We start from the raw sequence: 24,279 nt of genomic DNA on the forward strand, positions 1-24,279 counted from the left end.
TCGGCAGGCCAGGCCCGGTCGGAATGGATCGGCCGCCACTGGTGGTTACACACCCCGACCCCGGCAGGCCGCCCGGTTGGAATGACCGGCCCCCGGCCGGTGGTTACATCCCCCTGAGCCGCCCGTGCAGGCCGCCCCCGGCCGCCGCGCAGGCCCCCCTTCAGACTTTCCCCTCTTCGCACGGCACCCCCGTGCCGTGTCCCCCCAACCCCCCCCTTTGGGAGGCACCATCATGGCTACCACCCTGCTGCGTAAGACCGTCCTGACCGCTGCCGGTATCGCCGCGACCGCCGGTGGCATCGCCGGCCCCGCGATCGCCGCCCACGCCGCCCCCACCGGCACGACCACCGTTGTCGCCGACCGCAAGGGCCACGGTGAGCGGGAACTCGACGTGCGCTACGAAGCCCAGCCCAACTTCTACTACTGCGGCCCCGCCGCCGCCCGCAACGCCATCAGCGTCCTGGGCAAGAACATCGACGTCGACGCCATGGCCCGCGAAATGGGCACCACCGAAGCCGGCACCAACAGCATCAACGACATCACCCCCGTCCTGAACAAGGAAACCGGCAAGCCCTACCGCTCCGTCGAAATCAAGAGCGCTAAGGCCGACGACAAGCAGACCGACACCCTGCGCACCGACATCGTGCGCACCATCGACGACGGCCGCGCCATCGTCGCCAACATCGCCGGCACCGCCACCGACACCGACGGCACCACCCACTCCTTCGAAGGCGGCCACTACATCAGCGTCATCGGCTACCGCGACAACGGCACCACCGTCACCATCGCCGACAGCGCCAACCCCAACACCGCCACCTACCGGATGAGCATCGACAACCTCGCCGACTGGATCGCCACCCGCGGCTACAGCACCAGCTGACCCACCAACACAGCAAAGGGCCCGACCCCACCACGGGGCCGGGCCCTTTCTCATCCGTCGGCGAGTACCGCGAGGATTCCCTCGCCGTACTTGGCGAGTTTGTTCTCGCCGACCCCGTTGACGCGGGACAGTTCGGCCAGCGAGGCCGGCGGCTCGGCGGCGATCTGGCGCAGGGTGGCGTCGTGGAAGATCACGTATGCCGGCACGCCCTGTTCCTTGGCGGTGGCCGCGCGCCACGCGCGGAGCCGCTCGAAGACCGGCGCGGCGGTGGGGGAGAGGTCGGCGACGACGGTGGCCGCGCCCCGGGGCTTCGCGGCCCGGCCGGACAGCGGCCGCTCCGGCTCCTTGCGCAGGGTGACGGTGCGCCGTCGGCCGAGCACGTCGGCGCTGGCCTCGGTCAGCGCCAGCGTGCCGTAGTCGCCCTCCACCGCGAGCAGGCCCTCGGCCAGCAGTTGACGCACCACGCCGCGCCACTCGGCGTCGCGCAGCTCGGTGCCGATGCCGAAGGTGCTCAGCGTGTCGTGGCCGTGCTGGTCGATCTTGTCGGTGTGCTTGCCGAGCAGGATGTCGATGCTGTGCCCGGCGCCGAACCGCTGGTTGCGTTCGCGGTCGAGCCGGTAGACGGTGGAGAGCAGCTTCTGCGCGGCGACCGTGCCGTCCCAGGACTCCGGCGGGTCGAGGCAGGTGTCGCAGTTGCCGCAGGTGGCCGCGCCGGACTCGCCGAAGTAGTCGAGCAGTTGGGCGCGGCGGCACCGGACCGTCTCGCAGAGCGCCAGCATGGCGTCGAGGTGGGCGGCGAGGTTGCGCCGGTGCGCCAGGTCGCCCTCCGACGTCTCGATCATCTTGCGTTGCTGCACCACGTCCTGCAGCCCGTAGGCCAGCCAGGCCGTCGAGGGCAGCCCGTCGCGGCCGGCGCGGCCGGTCTCCTGGTAGTAGCCCTCGACCGACTTGGGCAGGTCGAGGTGGGCGACGAAGCGGACGTCGGGCTTGTCGATGCCCATGCCGAACGCGATCGTGGCGACCATGACCAGCCCGTCCTCGCGCAGGAAGCGCTGCTGGTTGACGGCGCGGGTGCGCGCGTCCAGGCCGGCGTGGTAGGGCAGCGCCGGGATGCCGTTGGCGACCAGGAACTCGGCGGTCTTGTCCACCGAGGCCCGGGACAGGCAGTAGACGATGCCGGCGTCGCCCGGGTGCTCGTCGCGCAGCAGGCTCAACAGCTGGCGGCGCGGCTCCCGCTTGGGCACGATCCGGTACTGGATGTTGGGCCGGTCGAAGCTGGCCACGAAGTGCCGTGCCTCGGTGAGCCGGAGCCGGGTGGCGATCTCGGTGCGGGTGGCCCGGGTCGCGGTGGCGGTGAGCGCGATCCGCGGCACGTCCGGCCACCGCTCGTGCAGCATCGACAGGTTGAGGTAGTCGGGACGGAAGTCGTGCCCCCACTGCGAGACGCAGTGCGCCTCGTCGATCGCGAACAGGGCGATTCGGCCGCGCTCCAGCAGGCCGAGGGTGGACCGCACCGCGAGCCCCTCCGGCGCGAGGTAGAGCAGGTCCAGCTCGCCGGCGAGGTAGGCGGCCTCGACCCGGCGTCGCTCGGTGGGCTCCTGGGTCGAGTTGAGGAAGCCGGCCCGGACGCCGACCGCGGTGAGCGCGTCGACCTGGTCCTGCATGAGCGCGATCAGCGGGGAGACGACCACCGCCACGCCGTCGCGGACCAGCGCCGGGATCTGGTAGCAGAGCGACTTGCCGCCACCGGTGGGCATGAGCACCAGCGCGTCGCCGCCGGCCACCACGTGCTCGACGACCTCCTGCTGGAAGCCGCGGAAGGCGTCGTAGCCGAAGACCCGGCGCAACACCCGCAGCGCGTCCTCGGTCCGCTCGTCGGTGGGGGAGACCATCCGCGCAGTCTACGAGCGCCCGCCGACAACGCCTCGTCCCGCGCGGGCGTGTGGCGGGTACGGGTACCCCGACAAATCGGGCAACCGCCTGTTCCGGTGGTCACCCCGTGGAATCCCGGGCGGGGTCGTAGCCGTTAGAGTCGGCGACTGACCATGCGCGGCCGCTCGGCCGCGGCGCCACGGCTGGGGGTAGCGGGTGAGCGAGGCGCGAACGGCGGGAGAGCTGGTGCCGACCGACACGGAGACGGTGCCGGTGCGGCCGGCGCCGACCGAGGCGGACACCTCCCTGGTGGTGGTGACCGGCCTGTCCGGCGGCGGGCGCAGCACGGTGGCGCGGGCGCTGGAGAACGTCGGCTACTACGTGGTCGACAACCTGCCCCAGGCGCTCCTGCTCGACATGGCCGAGCTGGCGTTCAAGGCCGGCGGCGCGGCCCGGCGTACGGCGATGGTGCTGGACGTGCGCTCGCGCGCCTTCTCCACCGACCTGGCCGGGGCGATCCGGGAGCTGCGCGAGCGTGGCTTCTCTCCCCGGGTGGTCTTCGTGGACGCCGACGACGAGGTGCTGATCCGGCGGTTCGAGAGCGTGCGCCGCTCGCACCCGTTGCAGGGCGACGGGCGGCTGGCCGACGGCATCGCGGTGGAGCGGGCGCTGCTGGAGGAGGCCCGCGACCAGGCCGACGTGATCATCGACACCAGCCACCTGAACGTCAACCAGCTGCGCCGCCGGGTGGAGGAGCTGTTCGGCGGGGAGGACGCCCGCCGGCTGCGGATCACCGTGCTGTCGTTCGGCTTCAAGTACGGCCTCCCGCCCGACGCCGACTTCGTGATGGACGCGCGCTTCCTGCCGAACCCGTACTGGGTGCCGGAGCTGCGGGAGCACACCGGCCGGGAGGAGGCGGTCAGCGCGTACGTGCTGGGCCAGGAGGGCGCGGACGCGTTCGTCGCCGGCTACGCCGACCTGGTCAACGCCACCACGGCCGGGTTCGAGCGGGAGGGCAAGCGCTACCTGACCGTGGCCGTCGGTTGCACCGGCGGCAAGCACCGCAGCGTGGCGATCGCCGAGGAGTTGGCCGCCCGGCTGCGCCGCTCCGGCATCGCCGCCAACGCGCAGCACCGGGACCTGGGGCGGGAATGACCCCGACCAGGGTGGTCGCGTTCGGCGGCGGGCACGGTCTCTCGGCGTCGTTGCGGGCGCTGCGGCACTGCGTACCCGGACTGGACCTGGACATCACCGCGGTGGTCACGGTCGGTGACGACGGCGGCTCCAGCGGCCGGCTGCGCGCCGAGCGCGGCGGCCTGCCCCCGGGCGACCTGCGCCAGGCGCTGGTCGCCCTGGCCGGGGACCACCCGGCCACCCGGCGCAGCGCGGCGCTCTTCCAGCACCGCTTCGCCGCCAGCGCGCCGGCGCCGACACCCGCCGCGCCGGTCGCGCCGGGCGCGGGTGATCCGCTGGTCGGCCACGCGGTCGGCAACCTGCTGCTGCACGGGCTGACCGAACTGCTCGGCGACCCGGTGGCCGCGCTCGACCACGCCGGCGCCATGCTCGGCGCGGTCGGCCGGGTGCTGCCGATGTCCCGCCAGCCGGTCGGCATCGAGGCCCGGGTGCGCGGCGTCGACCCGGCCCACCCGGACGAGGTGCGCACCGTGCGCGGCCAGCACCAGGTGGCGGTCACCTCGGGCACTGTGGAGTCGCTGCGACTGACCCCGGCCGCGCCGGCCGCGTGCGCCGAGGCGGTGACCGCGGTACGCGCCGCGGACTGGCTGATCTTCGGGCCCGGCAGCTGGTACACCAGCGTGCTGCCGCACCTGCTGGTGCCGGGCCTGGCCGACGCGATCGTGTCCAGCCCGGCCCGCCGGCTGGTGACGCTGAACCTGGTGGCCGAGAAGGAGACCTCCGGGCTCTCCCTGCCCGACCATCTGGACACCCTGCGGCGCTATCTGCCCGAGTTGAAGGTGGACATGGTGCTGGCCGACTCCACGGCGGTGGGTGACCCCGCGGCGGTCGAACGTGCGGCAGAATCGCTGGGTGCCCGGCTGGTCCTCGCCCCCGTCGCCGTCACCGACGGCACGCCCCGTCATGATCCGGCCGCACTCGGCGCCGCACTGGTGCCTGTCCTGGGCGCCGATCGTTAGACACGTACGTAATCACCGGCGACACGCCGGAACCGGTCCTGAGGGGGCGCTGGAATGGCGATGACGGCTGCGGTCAAGGACGAGCTGAGTCGGGTCGACGTGCCCAAGCCCTGCTGCCGCCGGGCGGAGATGGCGGCCCTGCTGCGCTTCGCCGGCGGCCTGCACATCGTGTCGGGTCGCGTCGTGGTCGAGGCGGAGCTGGACACCGGCGCGGTGGCCCGCCGGCTGCGGCGGGAGATCGCCGAGGTCTACGGCTACCCGAGCGAGATCCACGTGCTCGCCTCCGGCGGCCTGCGCAAGGGCAGCCACTTCATCGTGCGGGTGGTCAAGGACGGCGAGGCGCTCGCCCGGCAGACCGGCCTGCTGGACGTGCGCGGCCGCCCGGTGCGGGGCCTTCCGCCGCACGTGGTGGCGGCCAACGTGTGCTGTGCGGTGTCGGCCTGGCGGGGCGCGTTCATGGCGCACGGCTCGCTGACCGAGCCGGGCCGCTCCAGCGCGCTGGAGATCACCTGCCCGGGGCCGGAGTCGGCGCTCGCGCTGGTCGGCGCCGCCCGCCGGATCGGCATCACCGCGAAGAACCGCGAGGTGCGCGGCGTGGACCGGGTGGTGGTGAAGGACGGCGACGCGATCGCCGCGCTGCTCACCCGCATCGGCGCGCACTCCAGCGTGCTGGCCTGGGAGGAGCGTCGGGTACGCCGGGAGGTGCGGGCCACCGCCAACCGGCTGGCCAACTTCGACGACGCGAACCTGCGCCGCTCGGCCCGTGCCGCGGTGGCCGCCGCCGCCCGGGTCACCCGGGCGCTGGAGATCCTCGCCGACGACGCCCCCAACCACCTGACCTCGGCCGGGCGGCTGCGGCTGGAGCACCGTCAGGCCTCCCTGGAGGAGTTGGGCGCGCTCGCCGAGCCGCCGCTGACCAAGGACGCCATCGCCGGCCGGATCCGCCGGCTGCTCGCGCTGGCCGACAAGCGGGCCCGCGACCTGGGCATCCCGGATACGGAAGCGGCCGTCACGCCCGACATGCTCGTGGTCTGATAGGACCGGTGAGGCGTCGAGCTGCGAGGGGGATCACCACCCGGCGCAGCACGGCGGCGCGCGCTCGGATAAGGTCGCTGCGTACGGCAAGGGGGCCGGCAAAGGCATCCCTCGCCGTGCTCACCGCCTCGGGCGGTCTGGTCTCCTGGGACCGCGGCGGGGTGGCCGAGATGAACCGTCAACGGCCGGCTCCACCGGTCGGCGAACAATCTCCGCCGGCCGGGCTCCGACGCCGGCGGACCAGAACGCGAGGAGATGGGACCTGTGACCATCCGGGTTGGCATCAACGGCTTCGGCCGGATCGGCCGTAACTTCTTCCGGGCAGTGCTGGCGTCCGGCGCTGACATCGAGATCGTGGCGGTCAACGACCTGACCGACAACGCGACGCTCGCGCACCTCGTCAAGTACGACAGCATCCTGGGCCGTCTCCCGCACGAGGTGAAGGCCAGCGCCGACGAGATCACCGTGGGTGGCAAGGCCATCAAGGTGTTCGAGGAGAAGGACCCCGGCAAGCTGCCGTGGGGCGAGGTCGGCGTCGACGTCGTCATCGAGTCCACCGGCTTCTTCACCGACGCCACCAAGGCGAAGGCGCACATCGACGGCGGGGCCAAGAAGGTCATCATCTCCGCGCCGGCGAAGAACGAGGACGTCACCGTGGTCATGGGCGTCAACCAGGACCAGTACGACCCGGCCAAGCACAACATCATCTCGAACGCGTCCTGCACCACGAACTGCCTGGCCCCGATGGCCAAGGTCCTGCAGGACACGTTCGGCATCACCAAGGGTCTGATGACCACCATCCACGCGTACACGCAGGACCAGAACCTGCAGGACGCGCCGCACAAGGACCTGCGTCGGGCCCGGGCCGCCGCACTCAACATCGTGCCGACCTCGACCGGCGCCGCGAAGGCGATCGGCCTGGTGCTGCCGGAGCTGAAGGGCAAGCTGGACGGTTACGCGCTGCGGGTGCCGATCCCGACCGGCTCGGCCACCGACCTGACCGTCGAGGTCGGCCGGGAGACCACCGTGGACGAGGTCAACGCCGCGCTGAAGGCCGCCGCGGAGGGCCCGCTCAAGGGCGTCCTGGTCTACAACGAGGACCCGATCGTGTCCGCCGACATCGTCACCGACCCGGCGTCGTGCATCTTCGACGCGCCGCTGACCAAGGTGATCGGCAACCAGGTCAAGGTCGTCGGCTGGTACGACAACGAGTGGGGCTACTCCAACCGCCTCGTCGACCTGGTCAAGCTGGTCGGTTCCTCGCTGTGACAGGGATCCGCAACCTCGACGACCTGCTCGCCGAGGGGGTGTCGGGTCGGCGCGTGCTGGTGCGCGCCGACCTGAACGTCCCGCTCGACAAGCAGACCGGTGAGATAAACGATCATGACTCCGCCTCCGCGCCGCAAGGCGGCGCTCCGGACGGAGTAAGGATCGCCGACGACGGCCGGATCCGCGCCGTCCTGCCGACGCTGAGCGCGCTGGTGCAGGCCGGCGCGAAGGTGGTCGTCTGCTCGCACCTGGGCCGCCCGAAGGGCGCGCCGGACCCGCAGTTCAGCCTCCGTCCGGTCGCCGGCCGGCTCGGTGAGCTGCTCGGCGCCCCGGTGCACTTCGCCGAGGACACCGTCGGCGACTCGGCCCGCTCGACCGTGGCGGAGCTGGCCGACGGCCAGGTCGCCCTGCTGGAGAACCTGCGTTTCAACAAGGGCGAGACCAGCAAGGACGACACCGAGCGGGGCGCCTTCGCCGACCAGCTCGCCGCGCTCGGCGACGTGTACGTGGACGACGCGTTCGGCGCCGTGCACCGCAAGCACGCCAGTGTGCACGACGTGCCGGCGCGGCTGCCGCACGTCGCCGGCCGCCTGGTGCTGCGTGAGGTGGAGGTGCTCAGCCGGCTCACCGGCGACCCGGAGCGGCCCTACGTGGTGGTCCTGGGCGGCTCGAAGGTCTCCGACAAGCTGGCCGTGATCGAGGCGCTGCTGCCCACTGTCGACCGGCTGCTCATCGGCGGCGGGATGTGCTTCACCTTCCTCAAGGCCCAGGGCCACGAGGTGGGCACCTCGCTGCTGGAGGCGGAGATGGTGGACACCTGCCGCAACCTGATGGAACGCGCCCCGGGCAAGATCATGCTCCCGGTCGACGTGGTGGCCGCGGACGCCTTCGCCCCGGACGCCGCGCACGACACCGTGCCGGCCGACGGCATCCCCAGCCACCGGCTGGGGCTGGACATCGGCCCGGAGACGGTGGCCGGTTTCGCCGCCGCGCTGTCGCAGGCGAAGACCATCTTCTGGAACGGCCCGATGGGCGTGTTCGAGATGGCGGCGTTCGCGAACGGCACCCGCGGGGTGGCCGAGGCGATCACCAAGGCCGACGCGTTCAGCGTGGTCGGCGGCGGTGACTCGGCGGCGGCGGTGCGGGCGCTGGGCCTGGACGAGTCCTCGTTCGGGCACATCTCCACCGGCGGTGGCGCCTCCCTGGAATACCTGGAGGGCAAGACCCTCCCCGGCATCGCGGCCCTGGAGAACTGAATGGCGAGCACCACCCGCCGGCCGCTGATGGCCGGCAACTGGAAGATGAACCTGAACCACCTCGAGGCCAACCTGCTGGTGCAGAAGCTGGCCGCGAGCCTCAACGAGAAGCAGCTCACCGACGTCGAGTGCGTGGTGCTGCCGCCCTTCACCGACCTGCGCACCGTGCAGACCGCGGTGGACGGCGACAAGCTGCTGATCGGCTACGGCGCGCAGGACCTGTCGCCGTTCCAGTCGGGCGCCTACACCGGTGACATCGCCGGGCCGATGCTGGCCAAGCTGGGCTGCGGCTACGTGGTGGTCGGCCACTCCGAGCGGCGGCAGTACCACTACGAGGACGACGCGCTGGTCAACGCGAAGGTGGCGGCGGCGCTGGCGAACGGGCTCACCCCGATCCTGTGCATCGGCGAGGGCCTGGAGGTGCGCGAGCAGCTCCGTCAGGTGCCGCACTGCTGCGACCAGCTCGACGGCGCGCTGAAGGGGCTCACCGCCGAGCAGGTCACCAAGGTCGTCGTGGCGTACGAGCCGGTCTGGGCGATCGGCACCGGCAAGACGGCGACGCCGGAGGACGCCCAGGAGGTGTGCGGCGAGGTGCGCAAGCGGCTCGTCGAGACCTACGACGAGGCGACCGCGCAGCAGGTCCGGATCCTCTACGGCGGGTCGGTCAAGTCCTCGAACGTCGCCGCGATCATGGCGCAGCCGGACGTGGACGGGGCCCTGGTCGGGGGCGCCAGCCTGGACGCCGAGGAGTTCGCGAAGATCTGCCGGTTCCCGGAGCACACCGCCCGCTGATCGCTCGCTATCCTTGACGCTGCCCGTCCAGTGGTCGGTGCCGCCGTGCCCGACAGGTCCGGGCAGTGATCGTAACGAGAGGACTGACCCCCGCCATGCCGATCTGGTTCGCCTACACGATGATCACGCTGCTGGTCATCACGAGCGTCCTGCTCACCCTGCTGATCCTCCTGCACCGTGGCAAGGGCGGCGGTCTGTCGAGCATGTTCGGCGGCGGCGTCAGCTCCAGCCTGGCCGGTTCGTCCGTGGCCGAGAAGAACCTCGACCGCTACACCGTCCTGGTGGGGATCGTCTGGTTCGCGTGCATCGTCGGGATCGGGCTCTGGCTCCGGCTCCAGATGAGCAGCGGCACCTGAGCGAGCGCCGAGAAGCGTACAATCTGCGCGCGGTCCGTCACGGACCGCGCGCAGTTTTGTTTCTCCGCCCGTCGCCCGGCGCCGACCCCCTCCGGCGCCGGTCCCCTCCGACGACAGGGAGCGAGCAACCGTGCCCAGCAACAACGTCATCCGCGGCACCCGGATCGGGTCCGCCCCCGAGCGTTTCGACCAGCGCACCGAACCGGCGCCGCGCCGGCCGGTCGTCTACTGGTGCCGCCACGGGCACCGGGTCGAGTTCCTGATCGCCGCCGAGGCGGAGACGCCCGCCTCGTGGGACTGCCCCCGCTGCGGCGAGCCGGCCGGCCCCGACCCGGGCAACCCGCCGGGCCGCACCCGCGCCGAGCCCTACAAGACCCACCTGGCGTACGTGCAGGAGCGGCGCACGCCGGAAGAGGGGGAGGCGCTGCTCGCCGAGGCCCTCGCCGCGCTGCGCCGCCGTCGCGGCCGCGCCTGAGCCCAGGTGTTAAGAAGGGCCCCTTCTCTACCGGAGGCGTTAAGAAGGGGCCCTTCCTTACCGCTCAGCGGAGGCTGCGCGCGCGGGGCGGCACGTCGGCCGCCGCCGCCCGGTCCAGCAGCCAGAGGGTACGGGAGACACCCCGCACCCCCGCCGCCGGCAGTTGCCGGGATCCGGCCCCGGCCAGCGCCATGCCCACCGCCCGCGCCTTGTCCGCCCCGGCGGCGACCAGCCACACCTCCTCGGCCGTGTTGATCGCCGGCAGCGTCAGCGTGGTCCGCACCGGCGGCGGCTTCGGGCTGCCCCGCACCGCGCTGACCGGGCGGTTGTCGTGGTGCACCGGGTGCTCCGGGAACACCGATGCCACGTGCCCGTCCTCGCCCACGCCGAGCATCAGCACGTCGAAGTGGGGCAGGGTGGCGTGCCCCGGCCGGGCGGCGGCGGCCAACTCCCGCGCGTACCCGGCGGCGGCCGCCTCCGGGTCGTCGCCGGCCGGACCGTCCGACGCCGGCATCGGGTGCACCCGGGTCGGGTCCAGCGGCACCGCGTCCAGCAGCGCCGCCCGGGCCTGGGTCTCGTTGCGCTCGGGGTCGCCGGCCGGCAGGAACCGCTCGTCGCCCCACCACACGTCGACCCGGGACCAGTCCACGGCGTCCCGGGCGGGCAGCTGCCCGACCGCCCGGTAGACCGCCGCGGCGATCCGCCCGCCGGTCAGCACCACCGACGCCTGGCCCCGCTCGGCCTGCGCGTCGAGCAGCTTCACCACCAACCGGGCCGCCACCGCCTGCGCCAGCAGGTCGGGGTCGGCGTGTACGGCGACACTCGCCTCAGTCATCCGTGTGCTCTCTGTCCGACCGCCCCGCGGCGGTCACCTGTGCTGTCCGACCGCCCGGTCCGGGCGGTCACTCGTTCGCGGTCGCGCCCGCGTGCGCGGTCACGCCGGCCTCGGCCCGTCGGGCGGTCGCCGGGTCCTTCCACACGTGCACCCGCTGCGCCGGGCGCTGGTCCAGCCCGGCCAGGCCGGCCGCCGCGCCGAGCGCCTCGGCGTACACCTGGTCGGCGTCGAGCCGGCGCAGCTCCTCGGCCAGCTCGTCGCCGAGCGGCCGACGGACCAGCGGCAGCGTCCGGTCCTCCTGCCCGGTGCGGCGGAAGACGGCGATGCTGTCGTCCCGGGTCAGCGTCAGCTCGTCGCCGTTGGCGCAGCGCAGCTGCACCTCCCGCATCCGCGGGAACTCGTCGGTGTGCTCCCAGGCCGGGTCGATGCCGAGGCGGGCGTTGAGCCAGCCGCGCATCAGTGCCGCCGTGGGGTCGGTGCGGGGCGCCACCACCGTCGCCTCGGTGACCCGGGCCTGGGTGGTGTCGAACGCGCCCGCGACGAGCGTGCGCCACGGGGTGATCCGGGTCCAGGCCAGGTCGGTGTCGCCCGGGGCGTAGTCGTGGGCCCGCTGCTTCAGCGCGGCGATCGGGTCGGCGGCCTGCGCCGAGTCGGTGATCCGCCGGTCGGCCACCACGCCGAGGAAGTCGGTGGCGATCTCCTCCGGCGGCTCGCCGTGCCACCAGGTCACCACCGGCACGTCCGGCACCAGCAGCGGCATCACCACCGACTCGGCGTGCAGCGCGAGCCGGCCGTACATCCGGGTCACCACCGCCTCGCACGGCCCGAGCCGGCCGCCGACGACGATCTCCGCGTCCAGCCGGTTGCGGTCCCGCTCGACGTCGGAGCGGACCACCACGAGCAGCCGGCAGGGGTGCGCGGCGGCGGCGATGGTGGCTGCCGCCTCGGCCTCCCGGACCCGCTTCTCGTCCACCACGACGATCAGCGTGAGCGCCATGCCGCTGGCCACCCCGCCCGCGCTGCGTCGCTCCGCGGCCAGCGCCTTGACCACCTCGTTGCCGGTGGTGTCCCACAACCCGATCATGCTCTTCTCCAAGCCCGGCCCTCGCGGGCCAGCATCTCGTCGGCGGCCCGGGGGCCCCACTCGCCGGCCCGGTACGGCTCCGGCTTCGTGCCCTCCCAGGCGTGCTCCAGCGGGTCGACCACCTGCCAGCTCTGCTCGACCTCGGCGGCATCGGGGAACAGCGTCCGGTCGCCGATGAGCACGTCCAGCACCAGCCGCTCGTACGCCTCCGGGCTGGACTCGGTGAACGCCTCGCCGTACTGGAAGTCCATCGCGATGTCGCGGACCTCCATCGTGGTGCCCGGCACCTTGGAGCCGAACTTCAGCACCACGCCCTCGTCCGGCTGCACCCGGATGACGAGCTGGTTGGGGCCGAGGGACTCCATGTCCGCGGCGTTGAACGGCAGGTGCGGCGCCTTCTTGAACATGATGGCCACCTCGGTGACCCGGCGGGGGAGCCGCTTGCCGGCCCGGATGTAGAACGGCACCCCGGCCCAGCGCCGGTTCTGGATGCCCAGCTTCACCGCCACGTACGTCTCGGTGGTGGAACCCTCCGGGACGCCCTCCTCCTCCAGGTAGCCCTTGGCCCGCTCGCCGCCCACCCAGCCGGGCAGGTACTGGCCGCGCACGGTGTCCCGGGAGACGTCCCGGGGGACCGTGATGGCCTTGAGCACCTTGAGCTTCTCGGCCCGGATCTCGTCGGCGTCGAAGCTGGTCGGCTCCTCCATGGCCACCAGCGCGAGCAGCTGGAGGAGGTGGTTCTGGAGCACGTCGCGGGCGGTGCCGACGGAGTCGTAGAACGCGGCCCGGGTGCCGATGCCGACGTCCTCGGCCATGGTGATCTGCACCGAGTCGACGTACTTGGAGTTCCAGAGCGGCTCGAACAGGTTGTTGGCGAACCGCAGGGCGAGGATGTTCTGGACCGTCTCCTTGCCCAGGTAGTGGTCGATCCGGAAGACGTCCTGGCTGGTGAAGACGTCGTCGACCAGGTCGTTGAGCGCCTTGGCCGACGGCAGGTCGTTGCCGAACGGCTTCTCCACCACCACCCGACGCCAGCCGCCGGACTTCGCGTTGTCCGCCATGCCGGTGCGGGCGAGCTGTTTGAGAACCACCGGGAAGGCCGCCGGCGGGATGGAGAAGTAGAAGGCGGCGTTGCCCGCGATGCCGTGCGAGTCGCGCAGCTCGTCCAGCGTGCCGGCGAGCTGGTCGAACGCGGCGTCGTCGTCGAACGAGCCGCCGACGAACTTGATGTTGCCGGCCAGGCGGGCCCACACCTCCTCCCGCCACGGGGTGCGGGCGTGCTTCTTGGCCGCGTCGTGGGCGACCGACTCGAAGTCCCCGTCGCCCCAGTCCCGGCGGGCGAAGCCGAGGACCACGAAACCGGGCGGCAGCAGCCCCCGGTTGGCCAGGTCGTAGACCGCCGGCAGCAGCTTCTTCCGGGCCAGGTCCCCGGTGACCCCGAAGATCACCAGGGCGCACGGCTCGGGGATCCGCGGCAGCCGCCGGTCCTGGGGGTCGCGCAGTGGGTTCACCGGGCCACCTCCTCCTGCATCTCGGTCGGTCGATTCCAGGTCATTGATCGTCACGTGCGTGTCCGTCCGGCCGTATCCAGCAGTTGGGCGACGCCCGCCGCCCGCTCGGTCAGGTGCAGTCGCAGCACCGGTCGCTCCCGGCCGGCCAGGGCCCGCCGGTCGCCGGCGGCCCGGGCCGCCTGAAGTTCCGCGAAGGTGTACGGGCGACCGGGCACCGGCAGATCATCGGTGACCGCACCGGTGATCAGCAGATGCCGGCCGCGCGCGTCGGTGACGCCCGGGCGACGCGACCCCCACCCGAGGGTGACCGGTCGACCGGTGGCGCGGGCCAGCAGCGGGCGCAGCCCGGTCACCGCCGCGTCGGCCCGCCGGTCGAGGTAGGCGGTCACGGCGAGGTGCTCGTCCTCGCCCAGCCCGGCGCAGAGCCAGCGGAGCGCGCCGGCCAGGTCGGCGGGCGCGCCGGTCGGGGCGTACACCTCGATCGCGCCCTCGACGGACGACGGCGGCCCGGCGTCCGGCGCCGGCTCGTCGTCGCCGGCCGGGTCCGCCGGCTCGGCGAACGGGTCGACCCGCAGCGCCGCGGCGGCGACCGCGGCGGCGTACTCCCAGGTGAGGAAGTGGGCGCCGAGCGGACCGTTGACCGCGACGTCGGCGGCGACGCCGGGCCCGACGCCCGCGCCGAGGGCCCCGCCGAGGCCGACCGTCAGCACGCCCGCCCCGGTGGCGCCGGGAGCGTCGGGGGATTCCGCCGCCACCGGCAGCACGCGCCCGCCGGTCGCCTCGGCGAGCAGCGCGGCGGCCCAGTGGCGCAGCCCGTCGAGGCCGGTGCCGTCGGGCACCAGCGCGACGGTGGCCCGACCGTGCTCCGCCGCCCCGGCCAGGGCCGCGCCCAGCGCCAGGCCGGGATTGTCCCGGTCCCGGTCGAGCGCGCCGGCCAGCGCCGCCGCCTCGTCCAGCAGTTCGATCACCGGCGCGCCCGCGAGCGCCGCCGGGACCAGGCCGAACGCGGTGAGCGCGGTCCAGGGCCCGGCCACCTCCGGATCGGCCGGGATCACCACCGCGCCCAGCTCGTCGGCGAGCGCCTCCAGCGGGGAGCCGGGCGCGGTGACCACCACGACGTGCCGGGCGGCCTCCGGCCCGGAGTCGTCCCAGGCCTCGCGCCAGACCCGCAGGTGCGCGTCGGCGGTCCGGTCCAGGCCGTGCCGCGCGGCGAGCACCAGCACGGTACGCGCCGGCCGGTCGGCCACGGCCGCGCGGACCGGGCCCGGGTCGGCGGTGTCGAGGACGGTCAGCGGCCGGTCCAGGCAGCCGGCGATCACCTCGGCGGCGAGCGTCAGGTCAGCGTCGCCGGCGAGCACCACGTGGTCCAGGTCGCCCAGCTCGGCGGTCAACTCGGCGAGTTGGGGGAGCAGGTCGCGGCTGCGGCAGTGGGTGTCCAGCCAGCCGAGCCGGGCGCGCGCCGCCGCTTCGGCCCCGGGGCCCCAGAGGGCCGGGTCCTGGGCGGCCAGCCGCGCGGGGACGTCGTGGGCGACCAGCGCGGCGCGCGCGGACCGGTCGACCGCGTCCGCGCCGTGCACGGCCAGGCCGGCGGCGATGTCCGCCGGCCCGGCCAACAGGTCGCTCACGTTGCCACCTCTGATCGCGGCTGTGGGACTCGCACACGCGGCTCGCTCCGCGCGCTCACGGTGTTACCTCAGCTCGCGACTGCGGGGCTCGCAGGCCCGGCTCACTCCTCGCGCTCACGGGTGCCACCTCACCCGTTCCACGGTACGGCGGGACGCGTCCCGGGGCGGGGCCCCGGGACGCGTCGGACGCCGTCGGTCACGCGTTCCCGCCGGCCTGCTGGGCGGCCCGCGCGTTGTCCCCGGCGGCCTGGTGCGGGCGGTCCGCGCCCTTGGCCGCCTCGGCGAGGGACTTCTTGACCCCCTCGAGCAGCTCCAGCCAGCTGGCCTCGAACTTCTCCACGCCCTCCTTCTCCAGGGTGGCGATCACGTCGGCCAGGTCCACGCCGACGGACTCCAGGTCGGCGAAGACCCGCCGCGCGTCGTCGTACGCGCCGGTGATCGTGTCCGCCTGCGTCTCGCCGTGATCGGCGTAGGCGTGGATGACCGGCTCCGGCATGGTGTTGACCGTGCCCGGCGCGATCAGCTCCTCGACGTAGATGACGTCCCGGTAGTCCGGGTTCTTCGTCGAGGTGGAGGCCCACAGCGGGCGCTGCGGGTGGGCGCCGGCGTCGGCCAGCTTCTGCCAGCGGGCGGAGGAGAACACCTCGCCGTACCGCTCGTAGGCCAGCCGGGCGTTGGCCACCGCGGCCTTGCCGCGCAGCGCCTTCGCCTGGTCGGAGCCGATCTTCTCCAGCCGCTTGTCCACCTCGCTGTCGACCCGGGAGACGAAGAACGAGGCGACCGAGCCGATCTTCGACAGGTCGTGCCCGTTGGCCTGCGCCTGCTCCAGGCCGGCCAGGAACGCCTCCATCACCTGCGAGTAGCGGTCCAGGCCGAAGATCAGCGTGACGTTCACGCTGATCCCCTCGGCCAGCGTCTTCGTGATCGCCGGCAGGCCCTCCTCGGTCGCCGGGATCTTGATGAAGAGGTTCGGCCGGTCGACCAGCCACCACAGCGCCTTGGCCTCGGCGACGGTCTTGTCCGCGTCGTGCGCCGAGCGCGGGTCGACCTCGATCGACACCCGGCCGTCCACGCCGGCGCTGGCGTCGTACGAGGGCCGCATCACGTCGCAGGCCCACCGCACGTCGTACGTGGTGAGCATGCGGACCGCCTCCTCGACGTCCACGTCGCGGACGGCCAGGTCACGCAGCTGCCAGTCGTACTCGTCGGCGTCGCTCAGCGCCTTGGCGAAGATCGTCGGGTTGGTGGTCACGCCGGCCACGTGCTTCTCCCGGCGCAGCTTGTCCAGCCCGCCGGAGGTCAGTCGTACCCGGGAAAGATCGTCGAGCCAGATCGCCACCCCGGCGTTCTGGAGCTCGCTCAGCCTGTCCGTCATGCCGTCCACGCTCCCCTCAGTTGCCGGTCGTGAAACCGGTGATGTCGCCCACCCGGGTGAGCGCCGCGTGCGCGGCGGCCACGATCCGGTCGGGGGTGAACCCGAACTGCTCGAAGAGCACGGTGTAGGGCGCGCTGGCGCCGTAGTGCTCGATGCTCACGCACTCGCCGCTGTCGCCGACGATCGCCCGCCACGACATCGCGATGCCCGCCTCCACGCTCACCCGTGCCTTTACCCCGCGCGGCAGAACCGACTCCCGGTACGCCTCGTCCTGCGCGTAGAACCACTCCTGGCAGGGCATCGAGACGACCCGGGTGGGGGTGCCGTCGGCCTCCAGCCGCTCCCGCGCGGTGAGGCAGAGCTGCACCTCGGAGCCGGTGCCGACGAGGATCACCTGGGGCTTGCCGTTGGACGCCTCGGCCAGCACGTAGCCGCCCTTGGCGGTGCCCTCGGCGGAGCCGAACTCGCTGCGGTCGATGGTCGGCAGCGCCTGCCGGCTCAGCGCCAGCGCGGTCGGCCGGTCGGTGTGCTCCAGCGCCTGCCGCCACGCCCAGGCGGTCTCGTTGGCGTCGGCCGGGCGGACCACGTCCAGGCCGGGGATGGCCCGCAGCGCGGTCAGGTGCTCGATCGGCTGGTGCGTCGGGCCGTCCTCGCCGAGGCCGATCGAGTCGTGCGTCCAGACGTAGGTCACCGGCAGCTTCATCAGCGCGGCCAGCCGCACCGCCGGGCGCATGTAGTCGCTGAACACCAGGAACGTGCCGCCGTACGGACGGGTGCCGCCGTGCAGCGCGATGCCGTTGAGGATCGAGCCCATCGCGTGCTCGCGGATGCCGAAGTGCAGCGTGCGGCCGTACTCGTCGCCCGGGAAGTCCTTGGTGGCGTGCGCCGCCGGGACGAAGGACGGCTCGCCCTTCATGGTGGTGTTGTTGCTCTCGGCCAGGTCGGCCGAGCCGCCCCACAGCTCGGGCAGCACCGGGGCGAGCGCCTCCAGGACCTTGCCGGAGGCGGCCCGGGTGGCGACGCCCTTGGCGTCCGCCGGGAAGGTGGGCACCGCGTCGGTCCAGCCGGTCGGCAGCGTACGGGTGGCCATCCGGTCCCACAGCGCCTTGCGCTCCGGGTTGGCCTGCGCCCAGGCGTCGAACCCGGTGGTCCACTCCGCCTGCGCCTGCGCGCCGCGCTCCAGCACCTGGCGGGCGTGCTTGAGCACCTCCTCGTCGACCTCGAAGGTGCGCTGCGGGTCGAAGCCGAGGATCTCCTTGGTGGCCTTGACCTCGTCCGCGCCGAGCGCCGAGCCGTGGATCTTGCCGGTGTTCTGCTTGTTCGGCGCGGGCCAGCCGATGATCGTGCGCAGCGCGATGAACGACGGTCGGTCGGTCTCCGCCTTGGCGGCCAGCAGCGCCTGGTAGAGCGCCTCCACGTCCTCGTGGTAGTCGCCCTGGTCGGCGTCGCCGCTGCGCCAGTCGACGGTCTGCACGTGCCAGCCGTACGCCTCGTAGCGGGCCGCCACGTCCTCGCTCTTGGCGATCCGGGTGTCGTCCTCGATCGAGATCTCGTTGTCGTCGTAGATCACGCAGAGGTTGCCGAGCTGCTGGTGGCCCGCGAGCGCGCTGGCCTCGTGGGTGATGCCCTCCTCGATGTCCCCGTCGGAGGCGATGCACCAGATGTCGTGGCGGAACGGCGAGTCGGCGCGGTCCGGCTCGGGGTCGAACAGGCCCCGCTCGCGGCGCGCCGCCATGGCCATGCCGACCGCGTTGCCGAGGCCCTGGCCGAGCGGGCCGGTGGTGGTCTCCACACCGGGGGTGTGGCCGTGCTCCGGGTGGCCCGGGGTGAGCGAGCCCCACTGGCGCAGCGCCTTGAGGTCGTCCAGCGCCAGCGGGTAGCCGGAGAGGAAGAGCTGGATGTAGAGGGTCAGGCTGGAGTGCCCGGCGGAGAGCACGAACCGGTCCCGGCCGGGCCAGTTCGGGTCGGCCGGGTTGTGCCGCATGACCCGGTTGAAGAGCAGGTACGCCGCCGGGGCGAGGCTCATCGCCGTGCCCGGGTGGCCGTTGCCGGATTTCTCCACGGCGTCCATGGCCAGCACGCGGACCGTGTCGACGGCCCTGCGGTCGAGGTCGGACCAGTGGAGAGCGGGAAGCTCGGGTCGTTTGGCAGCCACGTTGATGTGCTCCTCGGCAGATGGGCGGAACCCTCACTGATGACCCTATCGAGCGTGGCTAAACGTCCGCCCGGGGATCTCGGCATGCTGTTCTCTACGGATCCGGCCCGATCGGGCGTTCAACCCCGGGTGTGACGGCCCGCACCGTTGCCGGGTCTGCGGGGCAGCCAAAACGACGACGCGTAGTGTGTGGGGCGGTGTGTGGGCCCGGACGGGTCCGGGCCGACCGACCTCCCCCGCCGATGCCGGAAGGTGGCAATCCGTGAGCATGATCACCGAGCGCCCCGTCAGCAACCCTGCCGGGCAGTCGCCGGTGGGCACGGTGGCGGAGGCGCCGGCGACCGGGCGGCGGGACGTACGGGCCGTGGTGGCCGCGTACGTGGCGCTGACCAAGCCGCGGATCGTCGAGCTGCTGCTGGTCACCACCGTGCCGGCGATGATGCTGGCGGACGGCGGGATGCCGTCGTTGTGGCTGGTGGCCGTGGTGCTGGTGGGCGGCTCGCTCGCCGCCGGCGCGGCCAGCGTGCTCAACTGCTACATCGACCGGGACATCGACCAGTTGATGCGGCGGACCAAGCGTCGGCCGCTGCCCGCGCACACCGTGTCGCCGCGCAGCGCGCTGGTCTTCGGTCTGGTGCTGGCGGCGGTCTCGGTGGCGCTGATGGCGGCGACCACCAACTGGCTGGCGGCCGGCCTGACGCTGGCCGCGATCGCCTACTACGACCTGGTCTACACGCTCTGGCTGAAGCGGACGACGGCCGCCAACACGTTCTGGGGCGGCGTCTGCGGGGCCGCGCCGGTGCTGATCGGCTGGGCCGCGGTCACCGGCTCGCTGTCCCCGGCCGCCTGGGGCCTGTTCGCGGTGGTCTTCTTCTGGCAGATGCCGCACTTCTACGCGCTGGCCATCAAGTACAAGGACGACTACGCGCGGGCCGGCATCCCGATGCTGCCGGTGGTCGCGTCGGTCCGGCGGGTCAACGCCGAGATCATCGGGTTCTCCTGGCTGACGCTGCTCTCCTCGCTGGCGGTGTGGCCGCTCGGCATGAGCCCGATCTACGGCGTGACCGCGCTGGTCGTCGGCGGGATCTTCGTGGTCGAGGCGCACAAGCTGTGCCGGCGCGCGACGCGCGGCGAGGCGGTCAAGCCGATGCGGCTGTTCCACTGGTCGACCACCTACCTCACCATCCTCTTCGCCGCCGTGGCCCTCGACGCCCTGCTCTGACCCGGCGCTTCCGGCACGTCTTCTCGTCCCGCTGGGGACACCACCCTTACCGCGTGATCACCGCACGGGTCCGGCTCTTTGACCCGGGTGGATGGTTTCCGCACGTGAGGCGGTTCATCAGAAATTTTTTCCGAGTCCACCGGACGGGGCCAACCGGGACAGAGTGTGACTATCTCGCCCGCCGGTTTTGCCCGGATATAGGCGACAAGAGTGCTCAAATTACCTGTGGTTCTCCTTAAACCAATGGGTAATTGGCATCACATTCAGTTCATCGTTCTCGCACATCCGGGTGGAACTCTGCTTAGGCTTCGCGTCATGGCAGATGGTTCCGATACGACGCTGACGGCTGACAAGACCGCGGAGCAGGCCCCCAACGGCCTGGTCGCGGGCATCAAGTCGTTCGCCGCCGGGCACGGCGGCGCGAAGGCGGTCATCGAGTACGTCGGCAAGCGCGGCGCACGGATCGTCCTCGTGGGTTCCGACGGGGTGTGGGCCGACCAGTTCGCCGACGGCACGGACGTCGCGCGGCAGGCCTGCGCCAAGGCCGGAGTCGACGTCGAGAACGCCTGGGAGCGTGAGCTGATGGACCAGATGCGTCCGAGCAACGACCTCTGGCGGTCGATGGCCCGGCGCACGATGGCCCGTTGACATAACCGCATGACCGCACACCACCAGTCGACCCGGGGGAAACCCCGGGTCGCTCTCGTCACCTGTGCCGCGCTGCCCGACCTCGACCCGGACGACCGGCTCGCGCTCGCCCCGCTCGACGCCCGCGGCGTCACCGCGGAGATCGCGGTCTGGGACGACCCGACCGTCGACTGGACCGGCTACGACCTGGTCGTCCTCCGCTCGCCGTGGGACTACGCGCTGCGCCGGGACGAGTTCGTGGCCTGGGCCCGCACCGTCCCGGCCCTGGCCAACCCGGCCGACGTGGTTGCCTGGAACACCGACAAGCGCTACCTGGCCGAGCTGTCCGCCGCCGGTGCGCCCACCGTGCCGACCGCCTGGGTGGCCCCGGGGGAGAGCTGGACGCCGCCCGCCGACGGCGAGCACGTGATCAAACCGGCGGTCAGCGCGGGCAGCCAGGACACCGGGCGCTACGACCTGACCGACCCGGAACACCGGGAGCTGGCGTCGGCGCACGTGCGGCGTCTCGGCGACGTCGGGCGGGTCGCCATGGTCCAGCCCTACCTGGACGCGGTGGACACCGCCGGCGAGACGGCGCTGCTCTTCCTGGCCGGCCCCGACGGCCTCGCGTTCAGCCACGCGATCCGCAAGGGCCCGATGTTGACCGGCCCCGACCTCGGCGAGGCCGCGCTCTACAAGGAGGAGCGGATCGACGCCCGCACCGCCACGGCGGAGCAGCGCGCGGTCGCCGAGAAGGTCCTGGCCGCCGTCCCCGGCGGCGCCGACCGGCTGCTCTACGCCCGGGTCGACCTGATCCCCGGCCCGGCCGGCACGCCCGTGCTGGTGGAGCTGGAGCTGACCGAGCCCAGCCTGTTCGTCGGCCACGCCGACGGCGCGCCGGAGCGGCTCGCCGAGGCGGTCGTAGCCCACCTGGCCCGTCGACCCTGATCCGCCGCCCGAGGGCCGTCAGTCGCGGTCGGTGTGGTTCCGGTCCCACCGACCGCCGATCGGCGGCGTGTCCAGCCGCAGGGCGGCCCGGGTCCCGGCGAGGTCGTTGTCCTCGACGGCGCAGGAGACGCAACTGCCCGCCTCGGTGACCCACAGCCCGTAGGTCTGGCTGTCGGCGTCCCGGTGCCAGATCCGGTTGTTCCGCACGGTGGCGGAGTCGAACGGGGCGGCGATGGTGATCCCGGCGCAGGCGGGCGGCCCGTCGGGCAGCTCGTACGCCGCGCCGGGCTCCGGGATCGCCTCGTTCCACCCGGTCATGCCGTCCGGCCGTACCTCGGCCAGGGAGAGCCGGTTGCCGGTGTTGTCGGCCACCACCGCGTCGCGGGAGTCGACCCGGACGACCTTGCCCCGGTGGCCGCCGGCCGGCCAGTCCGCCGCGCCGTCGGTGACCTCGCGCGGGCCGTAGCGCACCGCGTCGCCGGAGCCCCGATGGGCCGGCGCGGAGCGGCGGCCGTTGTCCCGGATGCGGTTGCCCACGATCGACGCGTCGAGCATCGGCCGGTCGATCCGGATCCCGTCCAGCGCGTTCTCCCGGATGTCGTTGCCCTCGATCACCACGTCCGCGGCCGCGCCCCGGTAGCCGTGGCCCAGGTCGTGCTCGTGGTAGCCGTACCCGCCGTTGTTGCTGATCCGGTTGCCCTGCACCGCGTACGGCCCGGGGGTGTTGCCCATGCTGATGCCGTCGCCGACGTTGCAGTCGATCACGTTGCCGGTGAGCAGGCCGCCGCGTCCGGCGATGCCGGCGGTGCCGTTGGCCGAGACGTCGAAGCCCGCCTCCAGGTTGTTGGTCATGGTGCAGCCGGAGACGATCAGGCCGTCCGCGCCCCAGTCCGAGATGCCGAACCGGTTGGCCTGGCTGTGGCAGCCGATGATGCGGATGCCGCGCGGCGGCTCCCAGTAGTCCTTCTGCAGCTCCAGGAAGATTCCGTTGGTGCCGTTGCCGAGCGTGGTGCAGTTGGCGATGGTGAGCCGCTCCACGTCGCCCCACCCGCCGATGCCGACGCCGATCCCGGCGCCGCCCCACTGCTGGCCGTTGTCCAGTCGGCCGCAACCCACCACGACCACCCCGTCGATCAGGCTGTCCTGGAGGAAGTCGCAGCCCAGGCCGGTGGCCCCGGTGTGGTGGATGTAGAGGTTGCGGAACACGCCACGGACGACGTACTGCAGGCCGAGGCCCTTGGCCAGGTAGTCGTACGCGGTCTGGGCCACCCCGGAACCGTCGATCTCGAAGTCGGCGAAGGTGCAGTCCGCGATGTGCCGGTCCCGGTCCGCGCCGTGCTGCACGGTGGTCCAGTAGGCGAGCGGCACCGGGGCGGCCCGGTCGCCCTCGTTGCTGAGCAGGAACCGGGTGGCCGCCGAGCCGGCGCCGATCAGGGAGACTCCGCTGCGCCAGACGGTGCCGGCGTCGCGGATCGAGTAGAGGCCCGGCGGGCAGTAGATCACCCGGGCCCGGCCGTCGGCGTCGTAGCCGGCGCCGAGGCGGTCGACCAGCGCGGCCAGGGCCGGCTGGTCGTTGGTCACCCCGTCGCCGGTGAGCCCGAACTCGCGGGCGTCGCACCACAGCGGGGCGCCGGCCACCGGGGTCATCCGCTGCGGGGTGGTCGTGGCAAGGCCCTTGCGCGACACCGGGAGCTCCCCTCGGGCGTACGGTCCGTGGTCCGGACCGCTTTCCCGCTCCCGCCGGGCGGTAACGCCCGGGTCAGGCCGCGGCGCCCACCGGTTCGGCGACGGGCGCGGCCGGGGCCGGCGGGCTGACCGGCTGGCGCTCCCGGGTGGCCCAGAGCACGCCCAGCGTGGCCAGCAGCACCAGGCAGGACCCGAGCATGTGGGCCGCGACGAGCACGGCGGGCAGGTGGGTGAAGTACTGGACGAAGCCGATCAGGCCCTGACCCAGCTCGACCGCGAGGAGCACCCCGGCGGCCCGCGCGGCGCGCGACGCGCCGACCGCCCGGAACGCGAAGAACAACGCCACGGACAGGCCGATCAGCAGGAACACGCCGTCGGCGTGCACCTGGGAGATCGACTCCGGGTCCAGGCCGTTGCGGGCCGCGCCCTGGTCGCCGGCGTGCGGGCCGCTGCCGGTCACCCAGGTGCCGACCACCAGCACCGAGGCACTCACCACCGTGGTGATCCGGGCGAGGGTACGCAGCGGCGTCGGCACGGTCGGGGTGACCGGCCCGTCCGGCTCGCCGGTGCGCCGCCAGAGTGCGTACGCGGCGGCGATCACCACCATCGAGGCGAGGAAGTGCAGCCCGACCACCCACGGGTTGAGGTTGGTGAGCACGGTGACGCCGCCGATGACGGCCTGCGCCGGGATGCCGAACAGCACGCCGACCGCCAGCGGCAGCAGCCCGCGACGGCGGGGCACCTGGGCCAGCACGGCCAGCACCACGGCCAGCGCGATGATCCCGACGGCGAAGGTGAGCAGCCGGTTGCCGAACTCGATCACCCCGTGCACGCCCATCTCCGACGTGGTGGTGTACGACTCGTCGGTGCACCGGGGCCAGGTGGGGCAGCCGAGGCCGGACGCGGTGAGTCGGACGGCCCCGCCGGTGACCACGATCGCGACGTTCGCGATGATCGAGGCGAACGCGAGGCGGCGCAGCAGCGTGGGGGAGACCGGGAACCGGACGGAACGCTTCACGGAGCGAATCCTACGCACCGTAGTTGATCCCGATCGGGTGACTCCGCCGACCCGGTGGTCGGAATCACCGGACCCCGGGTTTGCGGGGCTCCGACGAATTACGTA

Annotated in this window: 21 protein-coding genes; 12 read left to right on the forward strand and 9 right to left on the reverse strand. The window is 72.9% G+C overall.

Translation table 11 applies throughout. The features are described 5' to 3' along the window. Positions 1 to 232 precede the first annotated feature (232 nt). On the forward strand, positions 233 to 880 hold the full coding sequence (locus tag CO540_RS29035) for a C39 family peptidase (protein WP_099161312.1): 648 nt from the start codon (positions 233 to 235) through the stop codon (positions 878 to 880). 50 nt (positions 881 to 930) lie between these two features. Here CO540_RS29035 and recQ read toward each other — a convergent pair whose 3' ends face one another. Continuing rightward, a complete protein-coding gene (gene recQ / locus CO540_RS29040; RefSeq protein ID WP_099164382.1) occupies positions 931 to 2,772 on the reverse strand; it encodes a DNA helicase RecQ in 1,842 nt (613 codons plus the stop codon). A gap of 226 nt (positions 2,773 to 2,998) precedes the next feature. Between recQ and rapZ the strand changes: the two genes are divergently transcribed. The 8 genes from rapZ (at position 2,999) to CO540_RS29080 (ending at position 10,088) form a co-directional block, all read left to right on the forward strand. Continuing rightward, the gene (gene rapZ, locus CO540_RS29045) at positions 2,999 to 3,907 is read left to right on the forward strand and encodes an RNase adapter RapZ (protein ID WP_371682253.1); all 909 of its coding nucleotides are present in this window, start codon (positions 2,999 to 3,001) and stop codon (positions 3,905 to 3,907) included. After that, positions 3,904 to 4,905 carry a uridine diphosphate-N-acetylglucosamine-binding protein YvcK gene (yvcK, locus tag CO540_RS29050; protein ID WP_099164383.1) on the forward strand — a complete coding sequence of 334 codons (1,002 nt, stop codon included), beginning with the start codon at positions 3,904 to 3,906 and terminating at the stop codon, positions 4,903 to 4,905. The genes rapZ and yvcK overlap by 4 nt, the downstream gene beginning before the upstream one ends. 54 nt (positions 4,906 to 4,959) lie before the next feature. Further along, positions 4,960 to 5,940: a DNA-binding protein WhiA gene (gene whiA / locus CO540_RS29055; protein ID WP_018788213.1), complete on the forward strand. Its 981-nt coding sequence runs from the start codon at positions 4,960 to 4,962 to the stop codon at positions 5,938 to 5,940. 264 nt (positions 5,941 to 6,204) lie between these two features. Further along, the gene (gene gap / locus CO540_RS29060; protein WP_099164384.1) at positions 6,205 to 7,209 is read left to right on the forward strand and encodes a type I glyceraldehyde-3-phosphate dehydrogenase; all 1,005 of its coding nucleotides are present in this window, start codon (positions 6,205 to 6,207) and stop codon (positions 7,207 to 7,209) included. Between the two features lie 5 nt (positions 7,210 to 7,214). Then, positions 7,215 to 8,465, forward strand: coding sequence for a phosphoglycerate kinase (gene pgk, locus CO540_RS29065; RefSeq protein ID WP_099165012.1), 1,251 nt, complete (start codon positions 7,215 to 7,217; stop codon positions 8,463 to 8,465). Beyond that, a complete protein-coding gene (tpiA, locus tag CO540_RS29070) occupies positions 8,466 to 9,257 on the forward strand; it encodes a triose-phosphate isomerase (RefSeq protein ID WP_098748182.1) in 792 nt (263 codons plus the stop codon). It abuts the gene before it with no gap. Between the two features lie 95 nt (positions 9,258 to 9,352). Then, positions 9,353 to 9,613 carry a preprotein translocase subunit SecG gene (gene secG, locus CO540_RS29075; RefSeq protein ID WP_099164385.1) on the forward strand — a complete coding sequence of 87 codons (261 nt, stop codon included), beginning with the start codon at positions 9,353 to 9,355 and terminating at the stop codon, positions 9,611 to 9,613. A gap of 130 nt (positions 9,614 to 9,743) precedes the next feature. Continuing rightward, positions 9,744 to 10,088, forward strand: a complete 345-nt coding sequence (locus CO540_RS29080) for an RNA polymerase-binding protein RbpA (protein WP_091573402.1) — start codon at positions 9,744 to 9,746, stop codon at positions 10,086 to 10,088. Positions 10,089 to 10,152: 64 nt separating this feature from the next. Here the strand turns inward: CO540_RS29080 and pgl are convergent, their stop codons facing one another. From pgl to tkt, 6 genes are all read right to left on the reverse strand, one after another. Beyond that, positions 10,153 to 10,923 carry a 6-phosphogluconolactonase gene (gene pgl / locus CO540_RS29085; protein ID WP_099164386.1) on the reverse strand — a complete coding sequence of 257 codons (771 nt, stop codon included), beginning with the start codon at positions 10,921 to 10,923 and terminating at the stop codon, positions 10,153 to 10,155. A 67-nt stretch (positions 10,924 to 10,990) separates the two neighbouring features. Then, positions 10,991 to 12,007: a glucose-6-phosphate dehydrogenase assembly protein OpcA gene (locus CO540_RS29090; RefSeq protein ID WP_091573404.1), complete on the reverse strand. Its 1,017-nt coding sequence runs from the start codon at positions 12,005 to 12,007 to the stop codon at positions 10,991 to 10,993. Further along, positions 12,004 to 13,518, reverse strand: a complete 1,515-nt coding sequence (gene zwf, locus CO540_RS29095) for a glucose-6-phosphate dehydrogenase (protein WP_099164387.1) — start codon at positions 13,516 to 13,518, stop codon at positions 12,004 to 12,006. The genes CO540_RS29090 and zwf overlap by 4 nt, the downstream gene beginning before the upstream one ends. Positions 13,519 to 13,568: 50 nt before the next feature. Further along, positions 13,569 to 15,143 carry a glucose-6-phosphate isomerase gene (locus CO540_RS29100; protein ID WP_099164388.1) on the reverse strand — a complete coding sequence of 525 codons (1,575 nt, stop codon included), beginning with the start codon at positions 15,141 to 15,143 and terminating at the stop codon, positions 13,569 to 13,571. A 196-nt stretch (positions 15,144 to 15,339) separates the two neighbouring features. Next, positions 15,340 to 16,518: a transaldolase gene (gene tal, locus CO540_RS29110; protein WP_099165013.1), complete on the reverse strand. Its 1,179-nt coding sequence runs from the start codon at positions 16,516 to 16,518 to the stop codon at positions 15,340 to 15,342. Between the two features lie 16 nt (positions 16,519 to 16,534). Beyond that, positions 16,535 to 18,673 carry a transketolase gene (gene tkt / locus CO540_RS29115; RefSeq protein WP_099164389.1) on the reverse strand — a complete coding sequence of 713 codons (2,139 nt, stop codon included), beginning with the start codon at positions 18,671 to 18,673 and terminating at the stop codon, positions 16,535 to 16,537. Between the two features lie 262 nt (positions 18,674 to 18,935). Here tkt and CO540_RS29120 point away from each other — a divergent pair, with 262 nt between their 5' ends. The 3 genes from CO540_RS29120 to CO540_RS29130 all read left to right on the forward strand — a co-directional run bounded on the left by CO540_RS29120 (position 18,936) and on the right by CO540_RS29130 (position 21,470). Further along, positions 18,936 to 19,895: a heme o synthase gene (locus tag CO540_RS29120; RefSeq protein ID WP_091573408.1), complete on the forward strand. Its 960-nt coding sequence runs from the start codon at positions 18,936 to 18,938 to the stop codon at positions 19,893 to 19,895. Positions 19,896 to 20,210: 315 nt separating this feature from the next. After that, positions 20,211 to 20,543 (forward strand): hypothetical protein, encoded by a 333-nt coding sequence (locus CO540_RS29125; protein WP_013287454.1) that lies wholly within the window; start codon positions 20,211 to 20,213, stop codon positions 20,541 to 20,543. A 9-nt stretch (positions 20,544 to 20,552) separates the two neighbouring features. Then, positions 20,553 to 21,470, forward strand: coding sequence for a RimK family alpha-L-glutamate ligase (locus CO540_RS29130; RefSeq protein ID WP_099164390.1), 918 nt, complete (start codon positions 20,553 to 20,555; stop codon positions 21,468 to 21,470). Positions 21,471 to 21,488: 18 nt separating this feature from the next. On the opposite strand, the gene CO540_RS29135 is transcribed toward CO540_RS29130, so the two are convergent. Together CO540_RS29135 and CO540_RS29140 are read right to left on the reverse strand one after the other, a co-directional pair. Beyond that, positions 21,489 to 23,156, reverse strand: a complete 1,668-nt coding sequence (locus CO540_RS29135; protein WP_099164391.1) for a right-handed parallel beta-helix repeat-containing protein — start codon at positions 23,154 to 23,156, stop codon at positions 21,489 to 21,491. Positions 23,157 to 23,229: 73 nt separating this feature from the next. Continuing rightward, positions 23,230 to 24,192: a heme A synthase gene (locus CO540_RS29140; protein WP_172967962.1), complete on the reverse strand. Its 963-nt coding sequence runs from the start codon at positions 24,190 to 24,192 to the stop codon at positions 23,230 to 23,232. Positions 24,193 to 24,279: the final 87 nt, after the last annotated feature.

This window comes from Micromonospora sp. WMMA2032 (genome assembly GCF_002688545.1).
Classification (GTDB): domain Bacteria; phylum Actinomycetota; class Actinomycetes; order Mycobacteriales; family Micromonosporaceae; genus Micromonospora; species Micromonospora sediminicola.

Bases quoted from the DNA above. Each gene is read 5' to 3' on its own strand.
- CO540_RS29035 (WP_099161312.1), top strand. From the start codon at position 233: ATGGCTACCACCCTGCTGCGTAAGACCGTCCTGACCGCTGCCGGTATC.
- CO540_RS29090 (WP_091573404.1), bottom strand. From the start codon at position 12,007: ATGATCGGGTTGTGGGACACCACCGGCAACGAGGTGGTCAAGGCGCTG.
- secG (WP_099164385.1), top strand. From the start codon at position 9,353: ATGCCGATCTGGTTCGCCTACACGATGATCACGCTGCTGGTCATCACG.
- recQ (WP_099164382.1), bottom strand. From the start codon at position 2,772: ATGGTCTCCCCCACCGACGAGCGGACCGAGGACGCGCTGCGGGTGTTG.
- tal (WP_099165013.1), bottom strand. From the start codon at position 16,518: ATGACGGACAGGCTGAGCGAGCTCCAGAACGCCGGGGTGGCGATCTGG.
- CO540_RS29130 (WP_099164390.1), top strand. From the start codon at position 20,553: ATGACCGCACACCACCAGTCGACCCGGGGGAAACCCCGGGTCGCTCTC.
- yvcK (WP_099164383.1), top strand. From the start codon at position 3,904: ATGACCCCGACCAGGGTGGTCGCGTTCGGCGGCGGGCACGGTCTCTCG.
- CO540_RS29125 (WP_013287454.1), top strand. From the start codon at position 20,211: ATGGCAGATGGTTCCGATACGACGCTGACGGCTGACAAGACCGCGGAG.
- pgl (WP_099164386.1), bottom strand. From the start codon at position 10,923: ATGACTGAGGCGAGTGTCGCCGTACACGCCGACCCCGACCTGCTGGCG.
- whiA (WP_018788213.1), top strand. From the start codon at position 4,960: ATGGCGATGACGGCTGCGGTCAAGGACGAGCTGAGTCGGGTCGACGTG.
- tpiA (WP_098748182.1), top strand. From the start codon at position 8,466: ATGGCGAGCACCACCCGCCGGCCGCTGATGGCCGGCAACTGGAAGATG.